Raw genomic sequence first — 20,998 nt, forward strand, 5'->3', positions numbered from 1 at the left:
CGCCCACCCTAACCCACTCATTTTGGAGGTCCCCTAACATGGTCCAAACCCCATCCAAATCGTTAAGCTTGGAAGAATTCCTCAAACTTCCCGAAACCAAACCTGCCAGTGAATATATTGAAGGCGAAATCATTCAAAAGCCAATGCCGAAAGGAAAACATAGTTCAATTCAAACTGAATTTGCAGCTACAGTTAATGCCACTCTCAGAGGTCCTAAAATTGCCCGAGCCTTTTCTGAACTCAGATGCAGCTTTGCTGGACAATCCATTGTTCCTGATGTATCAGTCTTTGTTTGGGAAAGAATTCCCCGGGAGGAGAACGGCGAAATTGCTAATATTTTCCCCTCAGCACCAGACTGGCTGGTAGAGATTTTATCACCTGAGCCCAGTCAAACCAAAGTTACAAAAAAAATTCTGCACTCCCTCAAACACCGAAGTCAAATGGGTTGGCTAATTGACCCCCAAGATAAAACTATTTTTGTATATCATCCTCAGCAACAAATCGAAGCTTTTGATGAAGCTGAACAGCAAATTCCCGTTCCTCCATTTGCCAGCGAGTTACGGCTAACGGTGGCTGATATATTTGGCTGGCTGTTAGAATAGATTGGAAACCGATAACAATTTAATGTTTTTTATTATGACCCTGATCACCGGCATTGTTAAACCCGTTAGTGAAATAAAGCTAGAACCCGGCAGTACCGTTAGCATTTCCAACATCAGTTGGCAGGAATTTGAAACCCTATTACAAGAAATGGGGGAGAAAAGAGCTTCCCGCCTTGCCTACAGTCATAACACTTTACAAATTATGGTTCCCTTACCTGAACATGAAAAGCCCAATGACATCATTTCAGATATTGTCAAAAATTTACTAAAAGCAAAAGGCATTAGATACGAACCCTTTGGATCGACCACCTTTAAACGAGAAGGAATGGCAGGAATTGAACCGGATGCTAGTTTTTATATCCAGAACTGTCAACGGATGATTGGACGTCGCCGCCTGGAACCGAATGACCCACCGCCGGATTTGGCAATAGAAACCGATGTCACCTCTAAAACCACCATCGAAGCCTATAAAGCGGTTGAATGCCCAGAAGTTTGGGTGTATAATCAGTCCAAACTAACCATCTATTTGTTACAAGAAGGAGAGTATGTCACGGCTCAGAAGAGTCCGATTTTTCCGGAACAGGCGATCGCAGAAATTATTCCCAGGGTAGTCGAACGCGCTTGGCAAGTGGGAACCTCTCAGGCATTGGCAGAATTTGAAGAGGCGATCGCTGAAAGTGGGAGTTAAACTAGAAAGGCGATCGCCCCCCTCATATTCCAATGATCGAAGAGGGTTGATAAGCTGCTTACCCATATAAATTGTGAAAAGACATCAATCCAATGTTTAGGAGTGCGAGCAACTTGCTCCCTATCTTTATAGCAAACTGATTTAGGACTGCTATAGCAGTTTAATTATTGAAGTGAACGGTTAAAAAAGCTCAACTTATCCTGAATCATCAATTTTAAAAGATAGGCTTTTCTGGGATGGGGCGTAACCCCCCCAGGATATTTGACCATCGCCTCACCTGTGGTACTCCCATCTCCTTCTCTCCATTCCCCCCTGGAATTATCCAGTCTCCTTTAAAACAGCCAAACCCCCTGAGTCCCTAACAACCCTTTGACTCACGATAAAATAAAGAGATAAAGAGTTCGGAGGGCCAGTTTCCTGGTCAATACGCCTATCGAAACGATATACGGACAGCTACAAGGACTTAAATCCAGTCAGCTTAAGCAACTTGACCGCCTCTACCACCAAAAACTCCCGGTGGATGCGATTACTACATCGGAATTTGCCCAGCGTTTGGCGGCAATTAGTACCGAAATCAAGGATTCGGTTTGTGTTTACATCAATCGTCGGGGTCAGGTGATCCGGGTGGGAGTGGGTTCACCGCGTCAAACCCAAATCCCAGCAATGGAATTACCCCGGTACGGTGAGGGCCGTCTGAGTGGGATTCGCTGTATTACTACTCAGTTGAAGGGGGAGGGTCCCAGTGAGTCTTCTCTGACGGCAATGGCGATCCAACGCTTAGATGCTTTGGTGGTGTTGAATTTAACCGGGGAGGGGTTTGAACGGCGCGGAGGTGGGGCCACGGGTTATGTGAGTCAGACCTATTTAGCGCATTTGATTCCCCAAACGGGAATGGAAGAGGGCCAGAGCAATAATGAAGCGATCGCCTCCTGGACTGTTTCCCCCCCGATGAGTCTGGATGCTCTCTCCCTACAGGACTTCCTAGAACTTGTCGAAGGACTAGAAGCCGAGTTCCAGCGCGAATTTATCGCCCGGGATGTGGATGCGGACCACGATCGCGCCCTATTAGTCGGGGTGATGACCAATAATCTTAAAGATGAGCAATTTGAAGATGGACTCACCGAACTCGCCCGTCTAGTCGATACTGCCGGAGGAACCGTCCTGCAAACCATGCGCCAGAAACGTCCCCGTCTCCATCCCCAAACCGTCGTGGGAAAGGGGAAGGTAGAAGAAATCGCCCTCACTGCACAAACCCTCGGCAGCAATCTAATTGTCTTCGATCGCGAACTGTCTCCGGCACAAGTCCGCAATCTGGAAGTCCAAATCGGCGTTCGGGTGGTCGATCGCACCGAAGTCATTCTCGATATCTTTGCTCAACGCGCCCAATCGGGGGCCGGTAAACTCCAAGTCGAATTAGCCCAACTGGAATATATGCTGCCCCGCCTTACGGGTCGCGGTCAAGCCATGTCCCGCTTAGGGGGTGGAATTGGCACCCGAGGCCCTGGAGAAACCAAACTGGAAACCGAACGCCGCGCCATTCAACGGCGAATTGCACGTTTACAACAGGAAGTCAACGAGTTGCAGGCCCATCGATCGCGGATGCGCCTGCGACGCCAACATCAGGATGTCCCTTCCGTGGCGATCGTGGGTTATACCAATGCCGGGAAATCCACCCTCCTCAATGCCTTGACCAATGCGGAAATTTATACCGCCGATCAACTGTTTGCCACCTTGGACCCCACCACCCGCCGGTTAGTGATTCCCACCGTCATGGGCGATACCCAGACTATCGTTGTCACCGACACCGTGGGGTTCATTCACGAACTTCCCCCCTCCTTGATGGATGCCTTCCGCGCCACCTTAGAAGAAGTCACCGAAGCAGATGCCTTGCTGCACGTTGTGGATTTATCCCATCCGGCATGGCAAAGTCAAATTCGCTCAGTAATGAAGATTTTGGGGGAAATGCCTGTTACTCCAGGACCGGCTTTGGTTGCTTTTAATAAGATTGATGCGGTGGATGGGGATACCCTGGCGATCGCCAAGGAAGAGTTTCCCCTGGCCGTCTTTATCTGTGCCAGCGAGCGTCTGGGACTCGAAACCCTGCGCCACCGACTTGCTCAACTCATCGATTATGCAGTGGCTCCTCAGTAATCTCTTTATTTATCTTTGCCCAAGTTACGCGATTTTGCTGACGACAATTCCAGTCCCCTGATGTAAGAATAAATGGAGCCCTACAATTTAACAAGTCCCCAATTCATTTATTGAGGACTTGTTGCTCCCTAAAATTCCCCACTTTATCAAAACTTTGTATTGGTGCCGAGCCAAACTCTGTACCAATTCTACCATTAAGTTTATTTATATAAAGATTTTACAAAGCTGGGAGAAAACTATGGACAGACTTAGGGCAGGACGGATACAGTTGGATGGAGTACCGGCGATACGCTCCGCAAAATGGGAGTTTGGCCTATTGCTTAAAGAGGTCAAAGGATTAACAAATTCAGTCGCTTAGTGCAAGTGCCTAATAGGGTGGCATAAATATGCTCACTAAAACAGCCAAGCAAGAGTGCAACAACCGTCGGTTCGATTTCACCCATTATGCTGGTAGAATTCAGGAAAGAGATATGTTTAGATTACTCAAACCACTTACATTAGGACTATCAGTCATTGGCTCCATAGGGGTCTACTCCTTGACTGTCGCCGCATCGGCCTCAGCTTTTACTCTTTTTGACGGCAGTAAAACCCTAGGTCTTTCTGCCAGCGATGTTGGCAAAGAATTTACTATTGACTTTAACGGAAACGTAAGCACAAAAGATGTTACGGGACTATCCTCAGAGGCCATTTTTAAGTTCCTAGGCCTTAATCGCGTTGGCAGCAACACCGAGGCTATTTTTGATGTGTCCCTCACCAACAACTCCAGCAATGGCATCTCCTCCCGCACCTCAGCGTTAGGGTTTGATGTTTGGAATTTTAACGGTGCAAGTCTCGGGTCAGCTATGACCCTGGTGGGCGTTGGGTCGGCCTCAGGTTCCGGCAAGACTCGGGTTGAAGGACTCTTTGAGAATGACCGATCTGGCTCCTTTCCCAATCAGTTTGGAGACATTGATGTCTGCTTTACCGACGGCAATACCTGCCAAGGTGGATCCAATGGCGGCGTCTCCACGGGCGAAACTGGAAAATTCAAGGCCACTCTAGCCCTCTCCGGTGATGTCAAAACCTTTGCGATGAACAACTTCGGCGTTCGCTACCAAAGTATTAATGGAGAGACCTTTGCAGGAGCCAGCGGCACGGGTCGGGGTACGATTGATATCGGCGTCCCCCCAGAAAATCCGACACAGATTCCGGAACCTACGATGACTACGGCGCTGTTACTGGTCGGACTTGGAACCCTTAGATATGGAAAAAAAAAGCCGGAAACTCTGATTCAAACTGAAGGTTAAACCCTAGCATCATCAGTTCCGATAAAGGAATAAATTAATTGTGAATAAGGGGAGCTGTTTGAAGCTCTATAAATTTCAAACTGGGTGCTTTGGCGCTCCCCCGCCTCGTGGGGAGTTTTTTTGTTTAATTCTGCCCTATCGGTTAATTGTAATTAAATTTTATTTGGATCGCTTTTTAGTTATTAATCAATAAAGTAGGCAATTTTTATAAAAAAGGGATGGGATGAACCTGCTTTAGGGGGTCCTCGTTGGAGGAGTTCTGCCCGGTTGAATCACTGAGTAACAATTAGTCCGAGTCAGAAAACTAATGGGGGTGAGCAGTCCCGTTACAATTGAGTAAACATCAGATTGCTCAGACCTGTGAACCAATTATGAAACCTAACGTAGAAATCTACACCTGGAGTCGGTGTCCCTTCTGTCTACGGGCGAAAGCGCTGTTAGATCGCAAAGGTGTAGAGTATGCGGAATACTGCATCGATGGGGATGAAGGTGCAAGGGATCAGATGGCAACCCGTGCAAATGGGCGTCGATCTGTGCCTCAAATTTTTATTAACGATCGCCATATTGGGGGATGCGACGATTTGCACGCCCTAGATGCAAAAAATCAGCTAGATCCCCTGCTGCAACCGGAATCGGTTTAGTCCGGGAGTACAGGAAAGCGAAGACAACCGCGTATTACCACAAAATTTGTGCCAAGAAAGCACCTTTCTTTGAGGCAATAAGCTGGGTTCTTGTCCTGGGAATCTCATCCGGTCCCCCTACTCTAGGGGAATTAGGACCGACATAGCACTCAAAAAAAGCGATCGCCTCCGAGGGGCGATCGCTTTTTTGTCCCGTTTAGCGCTTAAATAAAATAGGTAAAGCTCCACCCAGGGAATCATTCACAAGGGAAGTAAACGTGAAATTTGCCTTCATCATCGATCCGATCCAAAAACTAGATCCCACCCACGATACCAGCGTCGCGCTGATGGAATCCGCCCAAGCGAAAGGACATGAGGTTTGGATAACTGAGGCGCATCAACTCAGCGTCGTGAATGGCAAAGCTTGGGCAATCCTCGACCGAGTTACACTCCAACCGATCGAACGTGCAGGCGATCGCTGGATAGCGGCAAACCCCTGGTACCAAATCCAAACCGACGGTTCCCATCCTCTCGAAGCAATGGATGTCGTCTTCATGCGAACCGACCCTCCCGTTACAATTCCCTATCTCTACGCAACCTACATTCTTGATTACATCCACCCCGATAAAACCCTCGTCGTCAACTCCCCAAAAGGACTGCGATCGGCCAATGAAAAAATGTATGCCCTCCAGTTTACCTCCGTCATTCCTGAAACCATCGTCAGTCAAAGTAAAGCCGTCATTCGCAATTTTTTAGACCAAAAAGGCGCAGCGGTTCTCAAACCATTAGGGGGAAAAGCTGGGGAAGGAATTTTATTCTTAGACCCCGAAGATAAAAATTTCAATTCCCTGATTGAAATTAGTACCAAACAAGGCAAAGAACCCATAATGGTCCAAACCTATCTCCCCGAAGCTAAACAAGGAGATAAACGTATTATCCTCCTCAATGGTGAACCCATCGGCGCAGTCAATCGGGTTCCCAGTGGCACCGAATTTCGTGGGAATATGGCCGTGGGAGGTCTAGCGGTCAAAACAGAGATTACCCCTCGCGAACGACAAATCTGCGCTGAAGTCGGCCCAAAATTGCGAGAAGATGGGCTATATTTCGTCGGCCTAGATGTGATTGGAGGCTATTTAACGGAAGTCAATGTTACCAGTCCTACAGGGATTCGAGAAATTGATAAATATCTCCCCAATGATGAACGCTTAGGGCATCAAGTGATTGACTGGGTGGAGAGTTTTGTAAGAGAAAGATAGGGGAGAATTGTCATTAGTCATTGGTCATTGGTCATTGGTTGATGGGGGGATGGGGTCCATGTTCGTAGTAACGACTTCAGTCGTTCCCTCTCCCATTATCCCTCTATCCCTCTGCTCACCACTGACCAAAAACAAACAAATGACAAAGGACCAATGACCAATGACCAATGACCAACAACAAAAGACGAAAGACTTATGACCAACTTATCAACTTCCTCCTCTTATCCTACGGGGCCTAATTATGCACCGGGACCAATTGGTGTCGCGATTGTGGGGACGGGGTTTGGACAAAAAGTGCATATTCCCGGATTGAAAGAATATCCTCAGACGCAGGTTGTCGCCGTTTATCATCGGGATATTGATCAGGCGGAGGCGATCGCCGCGACTCATCATATCCCCCTGGCGACGGATGCGATCGCCGATATCGCCAAAATGGCCGAAGTCCAGGCAGTGAGTCTGTCTACCCCGCCTTTTTTGCATTATGAAATGGCCAAACCTCTGTTAGAAGCGGGCAAGCATTTATTATTGGAAAAACCCACCACTCTATCAGCATCGGAAGCGAAAGAACTCTATCGCATTGCAAATGCTAACAGTGTCGTCACTGCGATGGATTTTGAATTTCGGTTTGTTCCACCCTGGCAGCGTTTTAAAGAGGTATTAGATGATGGATACTGTGGACAAATTCGGTTAATTAAAATCGATTGGTTAGTATCCTCTCGCGCTGATGCCAGTCGGCCTTGGAATTGGTACTCTCAAAAACAGCAAGGGGGCGGTGCCCTAGGGGCGATCGGGTCCCATTGTTTTGATTATATTTCCTGGTTATTTGGGCCAGTAAAACGCTTGTGTGCCTCCCTGAGTACCGCAGTGACCGAACGTCCGGATCCCAAGGCGGGGGGACAACTGAAACCTGTGGATGCCGATGATAGTTGTCTGCTGATGTTGGAATTGGTTGAGGGAACTCCTATCCAAGTGAGTTTGAGTTCAGCAACTTACCAAGGACGAGGACATTGGGTAGAAGTGTATGGCGATCGCGGTACCTTAGTCCTCGGCAGTGACAATCAGAAAGATTATGTACATGGGTTTAAATTGTGGGGTGCACCGGCAGGGGAGTCTTTATCAGAATTAGCGATTCCCCACCGTCTGGAGTTTTCTAAAACCTACCCCGATGGACGCATTGCCCCTTTTATTCGCGTGGTGGATAATTGGGTCCGAGGGATTGAAGCAAGACGGGCGATCGCCCCTTCCTTACGCGAGGGTGTCTATTCTCAACTCCTCATGGACCTCACCCATGAATCCCACGAAACCGGCACCTGGGTCACTGTCCCCCATTTTGATGACTATCTAGCACGCAGTTAAACACAGAAAAAGTTTGTAGTAACGACTTCAGTCGTTATCTTTCCCCAGTTTGTTTATAGTAACAACTTAAGTCCTTATCTTTCCCAGTGTGTCGTAACGACTTCAGTCGTTTCTTCCCCGAAATTAATAAGGACTAAAGTCGTTACTACAAACATGAAACTGAATCATTTTTTAGCATTCTTTCAAACTCGAAGGCGGATAAGAGGGTAACATTTCCACAGGGCGATCGCCAGGAAGTTCCTCAATCCACACCTGGACCCCTACTTTGCGAACCCGTCCCATCCGACCTGCTTTGGGACCCTCTAAAATTTCCACCTTAGACCCCACCTGGGGTAGTTCTGTACAACTCGCCGAAGTTGCCAGGGCCAGTTCCACCAACTTGTCGATCGCCTGGGATGCTGGAATCGGTTGCTCTTCCAACCATTCCACCGTTTCCGGGGCGAGGGAAAACAACTTGCGGACTCGGTTTTTTTTGCGACTTTTTGGCCCTTTCTTCAAATTTGCCTTGGAGTTAGGGTGATGCCCCCGCTTACTCGGTGACCCGACTGCCTCTATCTCCTCAGTCCCTAAAACTCGATTACAGGTTGTCCGGATGTAGCACTCTTCATCAGTTTCACAGACCTCCGCAATCTCGAAAATCTGGCACTCATACCAGTCGGAGTGCTGGGGATCCGTGCGACAGACCACCTTCTGACCGGGGTGAAATTGTTTTTTGTCATCAAACATTGACATTTTTTCCATCAGTATATACGATTAGAATATAGCCAAAAGGATTTTAGCCGGATTAAGAAAACCTTTAAGTTTTTCCCCTCCATATTTAGCGGAGTCATCTCCCCACCTATCCCTATGGGTAGGGTTAAGATCAACCGTTTTGGAGAATTTGAGGGCTAGAATCTGGGCCAAACCTTTACGGCGCAATCACTCTAGGATATTGCTCCAGTGCAAGACCCCGGGAGAGTGACCCCAGACTGAGGTATTCAATCCATAGCATATAGACAAGTGGAGATGGGACAATGAACAAGCAAGCTTATGATGCCTTAAATCGCCTCGCGATGAGATTACATCAAACCCAGGGAACTGATGGCCCTGCAACTGAAGCAGAAGTAGCCCAGATTGCTGCAGCATATCTGAACACCCTAGTGGAAAATTTATCCGATCGCGAATTGGTCCAAGCGATCGATGAATATCGTTCGGGCCACACTCGAATTAAACAAGTCCAGGAGTCGGTTCAGAAGTGGTTAGAAACCGATTTAGGTCAAAGTCGGGAGCAAGAGTTTAAAGAATTTATTGCCCACTTAAACAGCCGAATGGGCAATGTTATTTAGAATAGTTATTTAGGGTTGAGTGAGCCTCACCAAAGGAACAATTCACCAAATGATAGGAGCTAGAATTAAGAAAACCCCAAGTGATTAATCGCTTGGGGTTTTCGGTATTAATGCTCTAGTTTTAATAGGCGATCGCGCCGCTTGAAGTTCTCCCCAGGAGAATCGGACCCATGAGCAGTCCAATTAAATCCGTTTGCCTTCTCGGAACTGTCCGGGGAAGCGTCTGCCAGCGCTATCTATGAGGACACCTTGACCGTGGGGAAGACCTTGACGTAATTCTCCCTCATAGCGAGTGCCGTTGGGGAAGGTACAACTGCCATTCGCGTCTAAGTTTCCGTTAAAAAACCGGCCTTGGCAGCGGGTTCCATCAACGCGGTTGAGGGTGCCCTGACCAAAGGGCTGTCCCGCAAAGAATTCACCCACATAGCGATCGCCATTGGTGAAAACAAATTGCCCTTGTCCGGCAGGTTGAGAGCTAACCACATCCGTAGCCACATCCCGAACCAGACGGAAAGGCCCTTCATAGCGGGATCCATCAATAAAAATAGCTGTCCCCCTCACAATATTGCCATTTTCAAATGTACCTTCATAGCGGGCATCATCGGCAAAGATGAAGGTTCCCTCTCCGTTGGGACGACCCCCACTAAAGAGTCCTTCATAGCGATCGCCGTTGGCATATACATAGATGCCTCTACCGTTAGGAACGCCATTAGAAAAAGAGCCGAAATAGTTATCCCCACCCCTGTAATTACACTTAACTGGGCCAGCCGAAGCGTCTCCGATACAAGAAGGAGGGACATACTCCTCGCTCCCCTCTTCTTGTGCACTGGCGGTCAATATAGGCCCGATTGAACTGGCAATCTGCATCAAACAGACGACAAACATCGTCATTCCTATCTTTTTGAGAGAGTCAGTCATAATCCTAACGTTCTCCTATGTGCATGGTTATTATCTATTCTAAGTTTTGGAAACCGAAGATTTCTTCTGCAATTGGGTAGATTCACCCCAGAGAATGAGGCGATCGCGGTCATGGTTCAAATCATGAACGCAATCAGTACCACGGAGTGCCATCGCCTCGTGAATCCCCGATCTGGCACTCTGAGCCCAGGGGTTAGCTAGATCTCCTTGACCACCCCATTAACGTCTTAAGGCCGCATTAGCCAAGTTAACCCCACCGGGAGTAGCCTCCGGGGGTTCTTGCTCTCCAAGCGCTTTACTGACCTCAATGCCGTTTTGCTCCAAAATCACAATCGGGTCAGCCGAATCTAAATTTTGCACCTCTTTAACCAGCACCTCGCCTAGAGCAATGCGATCGCCCACCTTCACATAGCGCGAAGTGGCCTCATTGGGAGCCTTAACAATAATTTGCACTTGACCCCCCGCTCGAATTACCCCAGTCACTTCCGTGCCTTGGGCTAAATCCGTAGAAGGAGGCGGTGGCAGGACTGGCGGTGGTGGTGGGGGAGGAAGCTGCTCTGGACCAATTTGGACGGGCAGATCCGGAAGACCAGGCACCCCTCGTGCCACTAAAGGCGGGAGTGACGGCGGAGTAGGAGGACCCGCAGGTGCCTGGGCCACCACCGGAGGCAGTTGTTCCGGACCAATTCCCACGGGCAGTTCGGGAAGATTTGGCACCCCTCGTGCCACTAAAGGCGGAAGTTTGGGGGGTTGAGGGGGAGCCGGTGGACCAGCAGCCGCTTGCTGTACGGGGGGTTTCGGTCTTGGCGGTAGTTGTTCTGGGCCAATTCCCACAGGTAACTCAGGAAGGGAGGGAACCCCTTGTCCAACCAGGGCAGGAATTTGAGGCCCGGAAGGCCCGGGCCTTCCGGGTCTGGCTCCTGGGCCAGTTGCATTTCCAGTTCCTCCCCCTGGTCCGGGTCTGGCTCCTGGGCCAGTTGCATTTCCAGTTCCTCCCCCTGGTCCGGGGAAGGGTTGAAAGGGTTGAGCTTGGGCGACTGCTTGACGGGGCGGTAATTGTGGACCGATCGCCACCGGCAATTCTGGAAGATCAGGAACCGCACGGCTGGGAAATTCTGGAACTCTAGGAATCGCGACGGCTGCACCCGCTGTAGGGGTGACGGGTACCGGCTGGACATCGAGTATCCCAAAGGGATTCTCCGGCCCCTGTCGGGCCTTTTCTTGTTCCAGTTTCCGCACCCGCTCATCTGGACTGGTGGGTGGAATTAAATTCCCAATGGAAGTGGGATCCGGGCGCTGCGGCACCACAGGTTTTTCAAATTCCGGGGATTTGGTTGGTTCTGCTGCTTCTGGGGGTTCCGGTGGAGTCCCCGTTGCCGTGGGAGGGGGCTCGACGGGGGCGACGACTTCCGGAGTCTCCGGTTCACCACCACACGCACTCAAGATGAGGACGAGCATCCCAATTGACACCTTTAATAAAAGTTGACGCATGGCCGCTGATTATTAGGATTTAGTACAAAGATAGCCGATGAACTTGAAAGTGCTTCATCACCCGAGGAGTAATTCCGCACGGTCGGCTCCATTTTTTATTGATCGCCCGGTTTGTTAAGCCAACTTTATCTTGACAAAAACACCGAATTAGGATAAGACAGGCGATCGCTGATTCTATCGTTTATTCTAGGTTCAGGGCTGCTTTGGGGTCCGGAACCGGAAAATAGGCAGCCAGTTGCTAGAAAATAGCCTCTTGCACGGGTGCAGCGCTGGTATTATGGCGCTTGGACATCGGGCAAAAAGACCTAAACTTACTCTGTTCATCTGCCTATTGTACTCTAATTGTTCAACCCGAGAATTGCCGGGAGGTGAAAACTTTTTTCTGGCAGAAATTCCCCTATATTTTAGTAAAAATAGTCAGCCAGACGGGTCCGAGAAGGGAGTGATGTCCGATGCAGCAGAATCCCGCTTCTATGCCGAGTTGTTCGCGCTTTTGCAAGGGATAGAGACGGAGATTGGCAGGGGATCCGCCCAAAACTCCTGAAGCAGTTTTGTTCGGCATCATAAAATCGACTAAGTAGTAGTTTCCACCTGGGGACAATACGCGGTAGACTTCCGATAAAACGCGGCTGGGATTGGGGTAATGTAAAAAACTAATGGTATTGAAAACGGTATCAAATTGTTGGTCGGCGAAGGGGAGTTGTTCGGCGTTTCCTTGGATGAAAATCAGCCGGGGACGATGGCGATCGCGCTTTTTTTGTCTCGCTTGGCGAATCATCTCGGGGGAAAGGTCAAATCCGGTGCCGCGCAGGGTGGGAAATTCTTCCGCAAGGCGATCGAGCAATCTGCCCGTCCCGCATCCGAGGTCTAGCACATTGGGAGAATCTGGCAATTGCAGATAATTCAGCAATCTTTTATGAATGGCTTGATAAAAGATTGTCGTAAACAGGATATCATAGCTCAATGCCCAACGGTCAAAAAGTTTTTGTTTTTTGATAATTTCTGGGTGAGTCACAGTTTGGTTTTCCTAAAGTTGAGGATAATAGACTTCTTGCAAAATTCTCTCAAGCCCCCCTTATTAAGGGGGGTTGGGGGGATCTCTCCACTATTTGGCAAGAGGTTTATTATTTTAACGGGTTTTATTCCAAGGATGCGGCAGTCTGGCGGGTTTAGGGGGTGACGCGGTAATTTTGGGCGATCGCATAAAATAAAGAGTAATATTCCCCAAATCGGTCTTTAGGCGATCGGCCTTGCCAAGTATAAATCACATTGCCCGATTCCAGGGTCATTCTCATCACACTTTCTTCGGTCCCCACTTCCACCTCTAACCATGCCGGTAATCCTTGTTCCGTGGTGAAATTAGACTTAGGAACCGTTGGAGTTTCCTCGGCTTCCTCTAATCCAGTGAGTTTCAAGGTTCCCCATCCTCTAATTTCGATATTGGGGTAATCTGGAGCATGAAACGCACGTCCATCCTGATTCGTGGGGGGAGGAAGGGCGACCCAATCTTGGGGATAGGGAAACTCGAACCCAAAGCGCTGATTTTGATAAGTCTGCCATTGGGTAGGGACGGTGGGATTGGTGGGAGTGCAAGCGGAAATTAGGACAGCGATCGCCATCCCCGATGCCATTCGGGGGAACAGTGCTGTGGGGATGGGATGAGGGAAAGAAGTCATAAATACACCGGCGATCGGCTGGGATAACTGGGAAGGGAGGGAATGCCTAGACAATGCCACAGGCGACTACCTCCTCCCCAACACTCGCTCAATCTATTCTAACGCGGAAGCGGATAAACCCATAGTCACCCACCCCCAGTCTACCAAGATCCACCACAACTGCTCCTCTCACATTCGGCAGACGACAGACTGGAGGTGCTGTAGTTCCTGAAGGATAAAATCGGCCTCGGTTACTCGCACTGTTCGCACTTCTGAGGTAGGCCGTCGGTAAATCCGGGTTGGGAGGATTTAACGCCAAAGCAATCCCCACCTCAGCCCCAAATGTTCCTTCCGTCGGAGTTTGACCATTGAACGTATCCGTGCGGAAGGTTTGAAAATCTTGCAACGGGTCGCACACCGTTGCATTCTCTAACGGTCCACTCCCAGCAGAGAGGAAATAGATTGTATATTCGACTTCATCTCCCGGTTGAATCGTATTGGAACTGGCAACACCCCGCACAAGGTTAGTAGGCCAATCCGGGAGATTCTCACTCTGACCCACAACCGCGCCATTCACCCGAGTAATCCGCTTTTCTAATTCCAGATTGGGATTGCCGCGCAGAGTGACTGGGGTTACTTCATTACTCTGGGTCGGGTCCCCGGTATTATTGCCAAGGGGATTTGCGCCATTGGTAGACGAATCGTTAACCCCAGTACCCCCGGGAGTGACGCCCGAAGCAGTCACCTGATTATTAAAAGGACCGAGATTGTTGCCAGGGGTAACACGCACGGCAAAATTAATCGTGGCCTCTGTATCCACTGCTAAAGTATTGTTAGGATTGCCCGCTTCGAGGAGATTGGTATCTGTAGTGCCATTAAAGCTGGGATTAACTGTGAGAGTCGGACTAGATAGGGAATTGGGTTCCAGAATATAGGTAAGATTGGCGAAAGTCTCATTGAGATTTTCCGTCACCTGGAGAGTAGTGAGGGGGAGATTTCCGTAGTTTCTCACGACTAGAGTATAAGGGATTGTAAAGGTGCGATCGCCATTATCAATCGGCGTTCCTGCTGCCTTCGCCACCCCCAGCAGTGGACTTCCGGAAGTCAAGGGGACGGTTACCGTAGCCGTTTCTGTGCGATTATTATTATTGTTTGCGTCAGTGTCATCATTGACGGGATCTGCCACATCATTCGGTCTAGTAACAGTGGCCTGGTTCACAATCGCTTGGGTTGCGGTAGGGATGATTATTCCAGTCAAGGTGTATTGGGCACTAGCCCCTGCATTGAGGGCTAATCGGGCATTGGACAAATTCCCCGTACCCGTCGCATCAATACAAGTTCCCGCTGTATTATTGGGCGTTGTAATTGCACAGGTCCAATTCAGGTTGATAACGGTATCGCCATTGGCGGTAAAGATATCTGAGACCCTTGCCGGGGAAACCGCAGTAATATTGCTGGGTCCGGCATTAGTGACGGTAATGGTATAAGTAATATTCCCCCCAGCAACTGCGGGGTCTGGGGTCCGAGTTTTGGTGATTTTCAGGTCAGCGGCAGCGATCAAAATTCCCCCTGTCAGTGCTACTGGTCGAGGCGTGAAAAAAGTCCAGCGATCAATGCCTTTCAGGTCACCAAAGAGACCACTAAATCTGTGGGGTCGGGGATCACTCGAACTATTATTTTGACCGGCATTGATCGGGCCGGGAGCGAGCGTCGTCGTGTCATCATTGAAATAGAGGGTAAAATCAGGCGTAGGATTCAGACGTTCAATAATAATTCCGTTACTATCATTTTCCGGGTCAATTAGGGGGAAGTGAACCTCCCCAAACGGGAACGTTAGTTGCACTCTATAGGGGATGTTACGAGGAGGCACTACATTTCCCAGTCTATCCCTTCCATCCCAAAATATCTGCGCCTCTAAACCGCCTAGGACGTATTGTGTTAGTTGGACATCTTCTGGATCGTTGAAACTGTTATTCCCATTCGCATCAATAGTCAGAGTTGCAGTCCCTGCTGAGGGAGGCGTAAATTTGAAAGAACCGCCCAGGGGTGATGTCCCCGCCTGACCCAGGGTATTGCCCTCCGAACCTTCAAATCGAAAGTTATTGATATTATCGATATTGAGGGTGGCAATACGAACTGCTGTATCCGGCGGGTTAAAGAAAATTTGATGGGTGGAGTCTCCAGTTGCTGGATTATTGGCAGTGGTGGGTAGGTGCAAAGTAACACCGGGGGGAAGAGCAAAACCAGCATTGAGTCCAATGGAACGATACAGTGGATTCCGGGTTGACGCTTCTAAAAATCCTTTGTTATTGGCAAAGAAGACAAATCCGTTAGGATCGAGACCATTGAGATCTACCCGATATTGATATCCGTCGGTAGTTTGGACGAACAGATTGGAGTGGATTGATCTGTCATTGTCTCCGGTGATCATTGCTAAGGAGTTTGTAAATGCTCGCCCCGGAATGACGACACCATCGTTATTTCGCACCGTTACATCCCAAGCGGCCACATAGGAAACGTTGTTGAGTTGAGTCCATTCATTGGTGGCGCTGTCGGCAGGATTGGCAGCATTAGCAAAATTGGGACTGACAAAATCGATTTCCCACACCCCGGTTTGATTGACATTAATTACGCAGGGCCTGTAACCTCCCGTAGTGGGAAAGGGTCCATTTAATTCTTCAGTAGGGTTGTCAATCCTCCCAAAATCAGCTATTGCAGGAGCTACAGTGGGTTTAATATCGTTTAAACAACTCACAGGACCACCCGTTGGTGGTCGCACGATAATATCTCCATTCGGACCCCTCCCCATTGCACTAGACCCCAGATTGAGAGTCTCGTTATTTTGAGCGTAGACTTTAATTGTGGTGCTAAATTGTATTCCACCTAGGGTAGTTCCAGGCAAAAATTGTAAGTAAGGACGTTTTCCCGGTCTATAGGAATTGGTATCTGTATCGTACACCAATTGCAAACTCCCTTCTGCATGAGCGGGTAAAGAAGGCAACACGCAGGAGGATAGAGCAACAATGAAACATTGCAGTAAAAATAGGGGGTGGGTTATGGCAATTCGTTTCATTCTTCTTCCCCTCCCGTCCCTTCTATGTCAGTTTGCTCCCTTGCTGGTGGGGGAATGACTTGACCGAATCCGGGCCAGAGTTCGTTTAATTTGACGGTTAAGCCTAGGTAAGGACCGGAGGCGGACCGATCGCCATTGAAGTCGCGATCGCTGACTTTGCCGAAGACGTACCCTAACCCGAGTCTCAAATCCGGGGTTAAATAATATCCCACCTCTGCTACCACTCCCCATTCATCATAATTCGCATTAGTTTGATGTATCCATCTGCCTTCGCCCATAATATCCCAGCGATATGCTAATCGATAGGTTGCTCTTAACTGATTTAAGGACACTAAACTTGTGCCTGCTAAATCATCGGCGAGGTATGAGGTACTTTGCCTTAATGCCGTTTTTCCATAAAATTCCCATCGCCAACTGGGGGCATAAATGGTTTCTAAGGCAAAGGTATGGTCTCGCGATCGCGTCCCGGACTCAAATAATATCGAATCGGGTATCAACGCCGGATTTTGACGATAATCATACCGCAATAATGCATTAAATTTATCACTATTAGGATTGCGATAGGCTAACCCCATTCGCAAATTCACTGTATCCCCCATTTCATCAAACAATTGATTTGATGACGATGCCTGTTGATAGCGGGTGAGGACCGACAAGGAATCTGTAATTTTACCCGATGCCGCTGCGGAAATCACCGTATTGTTGCCACTGCTGGAAAACCGATGTTCATATCGGGCACTGGCAGCAAAGTCGGGATTTCCGGTATAGTCAAACCCTACACTGTAACTGTCTCCGCTGAGAATTCCTAATGCCGCAGCACTCTGTCCCGGTGCATAAGGTTGAGCAAATTCACTTCCCGAACCTGTGCGACTGAATAGGGAACCAAAGACGTGTTCATAAGCAAAATTAACTCGAAATCCCGGGAAGACTGTCCACCCATGTTGTAATCCTAATGCGGCACCCATTGTCTGTCCATCAATAAAGGAATAGCGTCCGGTAACGATGGTATCTTCCGTAACGTTGTAATCCCCATTGAGGTTGAGACTGGTAATAGAATTGTCTTCAAATTCTCCCCCAGTAAACCAGACTTGATTCAATTCAAGAGTAACACCGGGAACTAAGCGCCAATCTATCCCTAAGATGGTGCGATCGGGATAGACGACATCCTCTTCTTTTAAGAGGTTAAATTCATTTTGCGCCCGAATGCTAATCGTATCGGTAATCGGCATAGAGAAGCGCGATCGCAACTGAGAAGAGGTCGCATCTAAAGGACTGCTGACTGCCTCATCTTTGCGGTTTCTCCACACCCAATCTAATCCCAAACTTGCCCGTCCAATGGTCTGTTGCAATCCGGCAGAAATGGTAGTTAGCGAGTTGTTGAGTCCACTCCCTGGAATGGGTTCTCGTCTGGGGGTTAAGAAATCCTCTATCACACTAATCGGACGGGGAGAATTGCCAAAGTTTTTCTCATGGTCATAAGCAAACTGTAACAAGGTTGTATTTGTTAACCGACTATTTAATAAAGCCCCATACCGCGTTTGTCCTGGCACAAAACTCACCGTGGCATCGTTGGCAAATCCTTCATCGGTATTTCGATAATATAAGCGACTAGAAAAAGGTCCGCCAATGGCATTTAATTCAAATCGGTACGCCTCTCCCGTGACGAGTCCTAAAAGTTCAGAATCGTTGGTGGAATGGGCATATTCGGCAATAAATTGGCCGCTGACTGGGGTTCTGAAGTTGGGTACTTCTTCTTCTCGATAATCAGTGATTTCTTCGGGTGCTTCTTTACCAAAGGTGAGCATGAAATCGGCCCCATAAAGTTCAAAATCTCGGATGCCTTGATTTTGACGAAGGTAGGTGGCCCCCAACCATCCAGGGGTGTTTAAATCGCGGGAAAAGTTATAGCGAACTCGTCCTCCCCAGAGGTTGGTATTTCCATCTAAGTCTTCATGTTGATAGGTGGCAACGATGCGTCTGGCAACAACAGTTTCTACCCCATTAACGGTTACTACATCGGTTCGCAGGAGGGGACGACGAAACAAAATTGAACCGCGATCATAGTCGATTTCATAATCCGAACCTCGGTTGAGTTGTTGTCGCCGGACGATATTTCCTGGACGTCCTAGTTCTTCCAGTTCTAAAAATAAATTTTCACTGCCAGGGATGACTAATCGGTGAGAGAGGAAGTAAAATCCGCTGGTGCCATCGGGGGCGATCGCATCCCGTTGGAATCCTTGAACATCGTTGGCAAATAACGCACTGACTTGGAATTGTCCCCAGTTATAATTCCCTTTAAATCCCTGTAATGCACGGGTTAAGGCGGTGAACTGTTGGGACTCGTTGGCAAATTCTGAAGTGCCATAATTTCCCCACATAAAGTAATCTAATCCAGCATTTTCTTCCGCTGAGGACCGTTCAAATCTCAGGAAAACACTATCACTAGAAGGTGCAGTTGCCTGAACGGTTGAGGCATCTCCATACAGGGGATAATTTTGCTCTGTAAATTGGGTATCTGAAAATAACCGGCGTCGGTTTCCGCTACAATCACAATTGAGCGATCGCTCGCTATTATAGGCCCCAGTAAATAACCATCCGCCTAACTCCCCAGTGGCAAACGCTGCACCAGTGACATCTAATTTAAACTCGTTATTTTCATCCGGGGGTAAAAAGTCGCGCAACCGTCCCCAATAATCCAATCCTCGCCGTCCAAATCGCAGGTTAATTCCCCCAGTGACTAAACTCGGACGGAGGTAAGTATCGAACTGCATCTGAGTAAATGCTTCTAGCGATCGCCCTGCAATGGTTTCTGTATCTGTTGCCGCCCGAATTCTCACCGTCTGAGCATCTAAAGGCGACTGCAACTGCGCGGTAAATTCCCCAGCAATCACGGGTACTTGAAATCCAGCCTGATCGAGATTCAGGTCTTCCCCAATAAATTCTCCAGCACTGGCACTGAGGGTAATCTCTGTCTCCCGTTCCACTAATTTCCCATTTTCATCCAATAACCGTCCCTGAATATTAACAATGGACCGTCCATCGGCTGGAACTCTTTTCTCAACGGTTTCTACGGCAATTTCTGCGGCTCCTCCTGCGACAAATACGGTGACTAACGATTCGTTGACTGTTGCTCCAACCACGCGAATAGCGATCGCATTTTCCCCGTCTTGCAAGGGAATGCCCACCCAGGTTTGCCTCACCATCCCAGTATTACTATCCCGTTCCGTTTGTCCCACTGCATCGGAAGATACTGGATTCCCGTTTACCAGGAGTTCGATTTCCGTCCCTTCCGGAAACTGCACAATAATCGGGGTTGCTGGAACCCCCAAGATTTCCCCCGGGGTTGGCGATAGGATCCGGATGCCACTCTCCGATTGTGCGATCGCCTCCGTGGCAGCTTCCAAATTTTCCCCAGTCCCTCTTGACCCAGGATTGGTTTCTGCTATAATGGGGGAAAGGGGGTTTTCTGTCTGAAATTGGGAATTTTCCGAATTTTCTCCCCCACCCAAATTGATCGCTAAATTCAACGAACTTTGACTACTAACTGTAGCTACATTTGTTAACCTGTTTGTAATATCAGTAATCCTTGTTAATTCTGTATTTTCAACCCATAGCGCCGATTTCATCGGATAGGCGTCTTGAAAAAATTCTGTGTCTACAAATGAGTAGACATTTGGAGGGGTGAGTTGAAGTAAATTGTTGTCTCTAACTGCTACATTTGTCACAACATTTGTCAGAACATCACCCTCCGCACGATTAATGCAAAAAACCCCCATTTTGCACAATTTTTCGTGTGTATTAAGCGAAAAAGCTACATTTGTTATCCTTTTTGTTGCTACATTCTTTAGGTCTTTTTTATCTGAAAGTTCAGATATATTGGAAGATTCCTCAAAATCCCAAAAATTTCTCCTTGTTTCCAGCACCCCTAAATTTTGGATGATTTCTGGGGACAAAAACATCCCAGGGTCACTGGAGGCGATCGGGAAGATTGGCCCTAATTCAGGATCCGTTGTCTCAATTTCCGATAACTTTTCATCGGAGCCTGTTGCAGATTGCAGGTACTCTGTTAACAACAGTATCTGAGGTAAGTTTTCCCCTGGGATATTGCTGGAATTAGCAGCATCGGGGACGGTTTCAGGGAAAGCATTCCCAGAAGTTGTCTCAATTTCCGATAACTTTTCATCGGAACCTGTAACGGATTGCAGATGCTCTGTTAACAACAGTATCTGAGGTAAGTTTTCCCCTGGGATATTGCTGGAATTAGCGGCATCGGGGACTATTTCAGGGAAAGCATTCCCAGCAGTTGTCTCAATTTCCGATAACTTTTCATCGGAACCTGTTACAGATTGCAGATGCTCTGTTAACAACAGTATCTGAGGTAAGTTTTCCCCGGGGATATTGCTGGAATTAGCAGCATCGGGGACGGTTTCAGGGAAAGCATTCCCAGAAGTTGTCTCAATTTCGGACAACTTTTCATCCGAGTTGGTTACAGATTGCAGATGCTCTGTTGACAATAATCTGTTAGGGGTCCTTTCCGCCAAGATATTGCTGGAATCAGTGACATCAGCGACTGTTTC

Annotated in this window: 16 protein-coding genes; 8 read left to right on the forward strand and 8 right to left on the reverse strand. The window is 48.4% G+C overall.

Annotation, left to right across the window (positions count from 1 at the left end):
• The first annotated feature begins 38 nt into the window (after positions 1-38).
• The 5 genes from NG792_RS13730 to grxC all read left to right on the forward strand — a co-directional run bounded on the left by NG792_RS13730 (position 39) and on the right by grxC (position 5,368).
• Complete coding sequence (locus tag NG792_RS13730) at positions 39-602, forward strand: Uma2 family endonuclease (RefSeq protein ID WP_261235754.1); 564 nt, start codon at positions 39-41, stop codon at positions 600-602.
• Between the two features lie 34 nt (positions 603-636).
• A complete protein-coding gene (locus tag NG792_RS13735) occupies positions 637-1,290 on the forward strand; it encodes a Uma2 family endonuclease (protein ID WP_261235804.1) in 654 nt (217 codons plus the stop codon).
• Positions 1,291-1,806: 516 nt separating this feature from the next.
• Entirely contained in the window at positions 1,807-3,441 is a 1,635-nt protein-coding gene (hflX, locus tag NG792_RS13740) for a GTPase HflX (RefSeq protein WP_494337209.1), read from the forward strand.
• A gap of 386 nt (positions 3,442-3,827) precedes the next feature.
• Positions 3,828-4,727 carry a cistern family PEP-CTERM protein gene (locus NG792_RS13745; RefSeq protein ID WP_261235755.1) on the forward strand — a complete coding sequence of 300 codons (900 nt, stop codon included), beginning with the start codon at positions 3,828-3,830 and terminating at the stop codon, positions 4,725-4,727.
• A gap of 371 nt (positions 4,728-5,098) precedes the next feature.
• Complete coding sequence (gene grxC / locus NG792_RS13750) at positions 5,099-5,368, forward strand: glutaredoxin 3 (RefSeq protein ID WP_261199357.1); 270 nt, start codon at positions 5,099-5,101, stop codon at positions 5,366-5,368.
• 117 nt (positions 5,369-5,485) lie between these two features.
• On the opposite strand, the gene NG792_RS13755 is transcribed toward grxC, so the two are convergent.
• Positions 5,486-5,608: a hypothetical protein gene (locus NG792_RS13755; protein ID WP_261235756.1), complete on the reverse strand. Its 123-nt coding sequence runs from the start codon at positions 5,606-5,608 to the stop codon at positions 5,486-5,488.
• 17 nt (positions 5,609-5,625) lie between these two features.
• On the opposite strand from NG792_RS13755, the gene gshB reads away from it, so the two are divergent.
• Together gshB and NG792_RS13765 are read left to right on the forward strand one after the other, a co-directional pair.
• Positions 5,626-6,603: a glutathione synthase gene (gshB, locus tag NG792_RS13760; protein ID WP_261235757.1), complete on the forward strand. Its 978-nt coding sequence runs from the start codon at positions 5,626-5,628 to the stop codon at positions 6,601-6,603.
• A gap of 195 nt (positions 6,604-6,798) precedes the next feature.
• Positions 6,799-7,959, forward strand: coding sequence for a Gfo/Idh/MocA family protein (locus tag NG792_RS13765; protein WP_261235758.1), 1,161 nt, complete (start codon positions 6,799-6,801; stop codon positions 7,957-7,959).
• Positions 7,960-8,130: 171 nt separating this feature from the next.
• Here the strand turns inward: NG792_RS13765 and NG792_RS13770 are convergent, their stop codons facing one another.
• Positions 8,131-8,685, reverse strand: coding sequence for a hypothetical protein (locus NG792_RS13770; RefSeq protein WP_261199360.1), 555 nt, complete (start codon positions 8,683-8,685; stop codon positions 8,131-8,133).
• Positions 8,686-8,972: 287 nt separating this feature from the next.
• Between NG792_RS13770 and NG792_RS13775 the strand changes: the two genes are divergently transcribed.
• Positions 8,973-9,284, forward strand: coding sequence for a hypothetical protein (locus NG792_RS13775; RefSeq protein ID WP_261199361.1), 312 nt, complete (start codon positions 8,973-8,975; stop codon positions 9,282-9,284).
• A gap of 183 nt (positions 9,285-9,467) precedes the next feature.
• On the opposite strand, the gene NG792_RS13780 is transcribed toward NG792_RS13775, so the two are convergent.
• The 6 genes from NG792_RS13780 to NG792_RS13805 all read right to left on the reverse strand — a co-directional run bounded on the left by NG792_RS13780 (position 9,468) and on the right by NG792_RS13805 (position 20,935).
• On the reverse strand, positions 9,468-10,202 hold the full coding sequence (locus NG792_RS13780) for an MORN repeat-containing protein (protein ID WP_261235759.1): 735 nt from the start codon (positions 10,200-10,202) through the stop codon (positions 9,468-9,470).
• A 219-nt stretch (positions 10,203-10,421) separates the two neighbouring features.
• Positions 10,422-11,693, reverse strand: coding sequence for a hypothetical protein (locus NG792_RS13785; RefSeq protein ID WP_261235760.1), 1,272 nt, complete (start codon positions 11,691-11,693; stop codon positions 10,422-10,424).
• 397 nt (positions 11,694-12,090) lie between these two features.
• The gene (locus NG792_RS13790; RefSeq protein WP_261235761.1) at positions 12,091-12,708 is read right to left on the reverse strand and encodes a class I SAM-dependent methyltransferase; all 618 of its coding nucleotides are present in this window, start codon (positions 12,706-12,708) and stop codon (positions 12,091-12,093) included.
• Positions 12,709-12,862: 154 nt separating this feature from the next.
• Complete coding sequence (locus NG792_RS13795) at positions 12,863-13,429, reverse strand: hypothetical protein (protein ID WP_261235762.1); 567 nt, start codon at positions 13,427-13,429, stop codon at positions 12,863-12,865.
• A gap of 28 nt (positions 13,430-13,457) precedes the next feature.
• Positions 13,458-16,421, reverse strand: coding sequence for a DUF11 domain-containing protein (locus NG792_RS13800; RefSeq protein WP_261235763.1), 2,964 nt, complete (start codon positions 16,419-16,421; stop codon positions 13,458-13,460).
• On the reverse strand, positions 16,418-20,935 hold the full coding sequence (locus NG792_RS13805; RefSeq protein ID WP_261235764.1) for a hypothetical protein: 4,518 nt from the start codon (positions 20,933-20,935) through the stop codon (positions 16,418-16,420). The genes NG792_RS13800 and NG792_RS13805 overlap by 4 nt, the downstream gene beginning before the upstream one ends.
• Positions 20,936-20,998: the final 63 nt, after the last annotated feature.

The organism is Laspinema olomoucense D3b, from assembly GCF_025370785.1.
Taxonomy (GTDB): domain Bacteria; phylum Cyanobacteriota; class Cyanobacteriia; order Cyanobacteriales; family Laspinemataceae; genus Laspinema; species Laspinema olomoucense.

What these genes read in the sequence shown, in the direction of transcription:
- NG792_RS13730 (WP_261235754.1), top strand. Translation starts at nt 39, where the DNA reads ATGGTCCAAACCCCATCCAAATCGTTAAGCTTGGAAGAATTCCTCAAA.
- NG792_RS13780 (WP_261235759.1), bottom strand. Translation starts at nt 10,202, where the DNA reads ATGACTGACTCTCTCAAAAAGATAGGAATGACGATGTTTGTCGTCTGT.
- NG792_RS13785 (WP_261235760.1), bottom strand. Translation starts at nt 11,693, where the DNA reads ATGCGTCAACTTTTATTAAAGGTGTCAATTGGGATGCTCGTCCTCATC.
- NG792_RS13735 (WP_261235804.1), top strand. Translation starts at nt 637, where the DNA reads ATGACCCTGATCACCGGCATTGTTAAACCCGTTAGTGAAATAAAGCTA.
- grxC (WP_261199357.1), top strand. Translation starts at nt 5,099, where the DNA reads ATGAAACCTAACGTAGAAATCTACACCTGGAGTCGGTGTCCCTTCTGT.
- NG792_RS13775 (WP_261199361.1), top strand. Translation starts at nt 8,973, where the DNA reads ATGAACAAGCAAGCTTATGATGCCTTAAATCGCCTCGCGATGAGATTA.
- NG792_RS13770 (WP_261199360.1), bottom strand. Translation starts at nt 8,685, where the DNA reads ATGTTTGATGACAAAAAACAATTTCACCCCGGTCAGAAGGTGGTCTGT.
- NG792_RS13800 (WP_261235763.1), bottom strand. Translation starts at nt 16,421, where the DNA reads ATGAAACGAATTGCCATAACCCACCCCCTATTTTTACTGCAATGTTTC.
- NG792_RS13765 (WP_261235758.1), top strand. Translation starts at nt 6,799, where the DNA reads ATGACCAACTTATCAACTTCCTCCTCTTATCCTACGGGGCCTAATTAT.
- NG792_RS13745 (WP_261235755.1), top strand. Translation starts at nt 3,828, where the DNA reads ATGCTCACTAAAACAGCCAAGCAAGAGTGCAACAACCGTCGGTTCGAT.
- NG792_RS13755 (WP_261235756.1), bottom strand. Translation starts at nt 5,608, where the DNA reads ATGATTCCCTGGGTGGAGCTTTACCTATTTTATTTAAGCGCTAAACGG.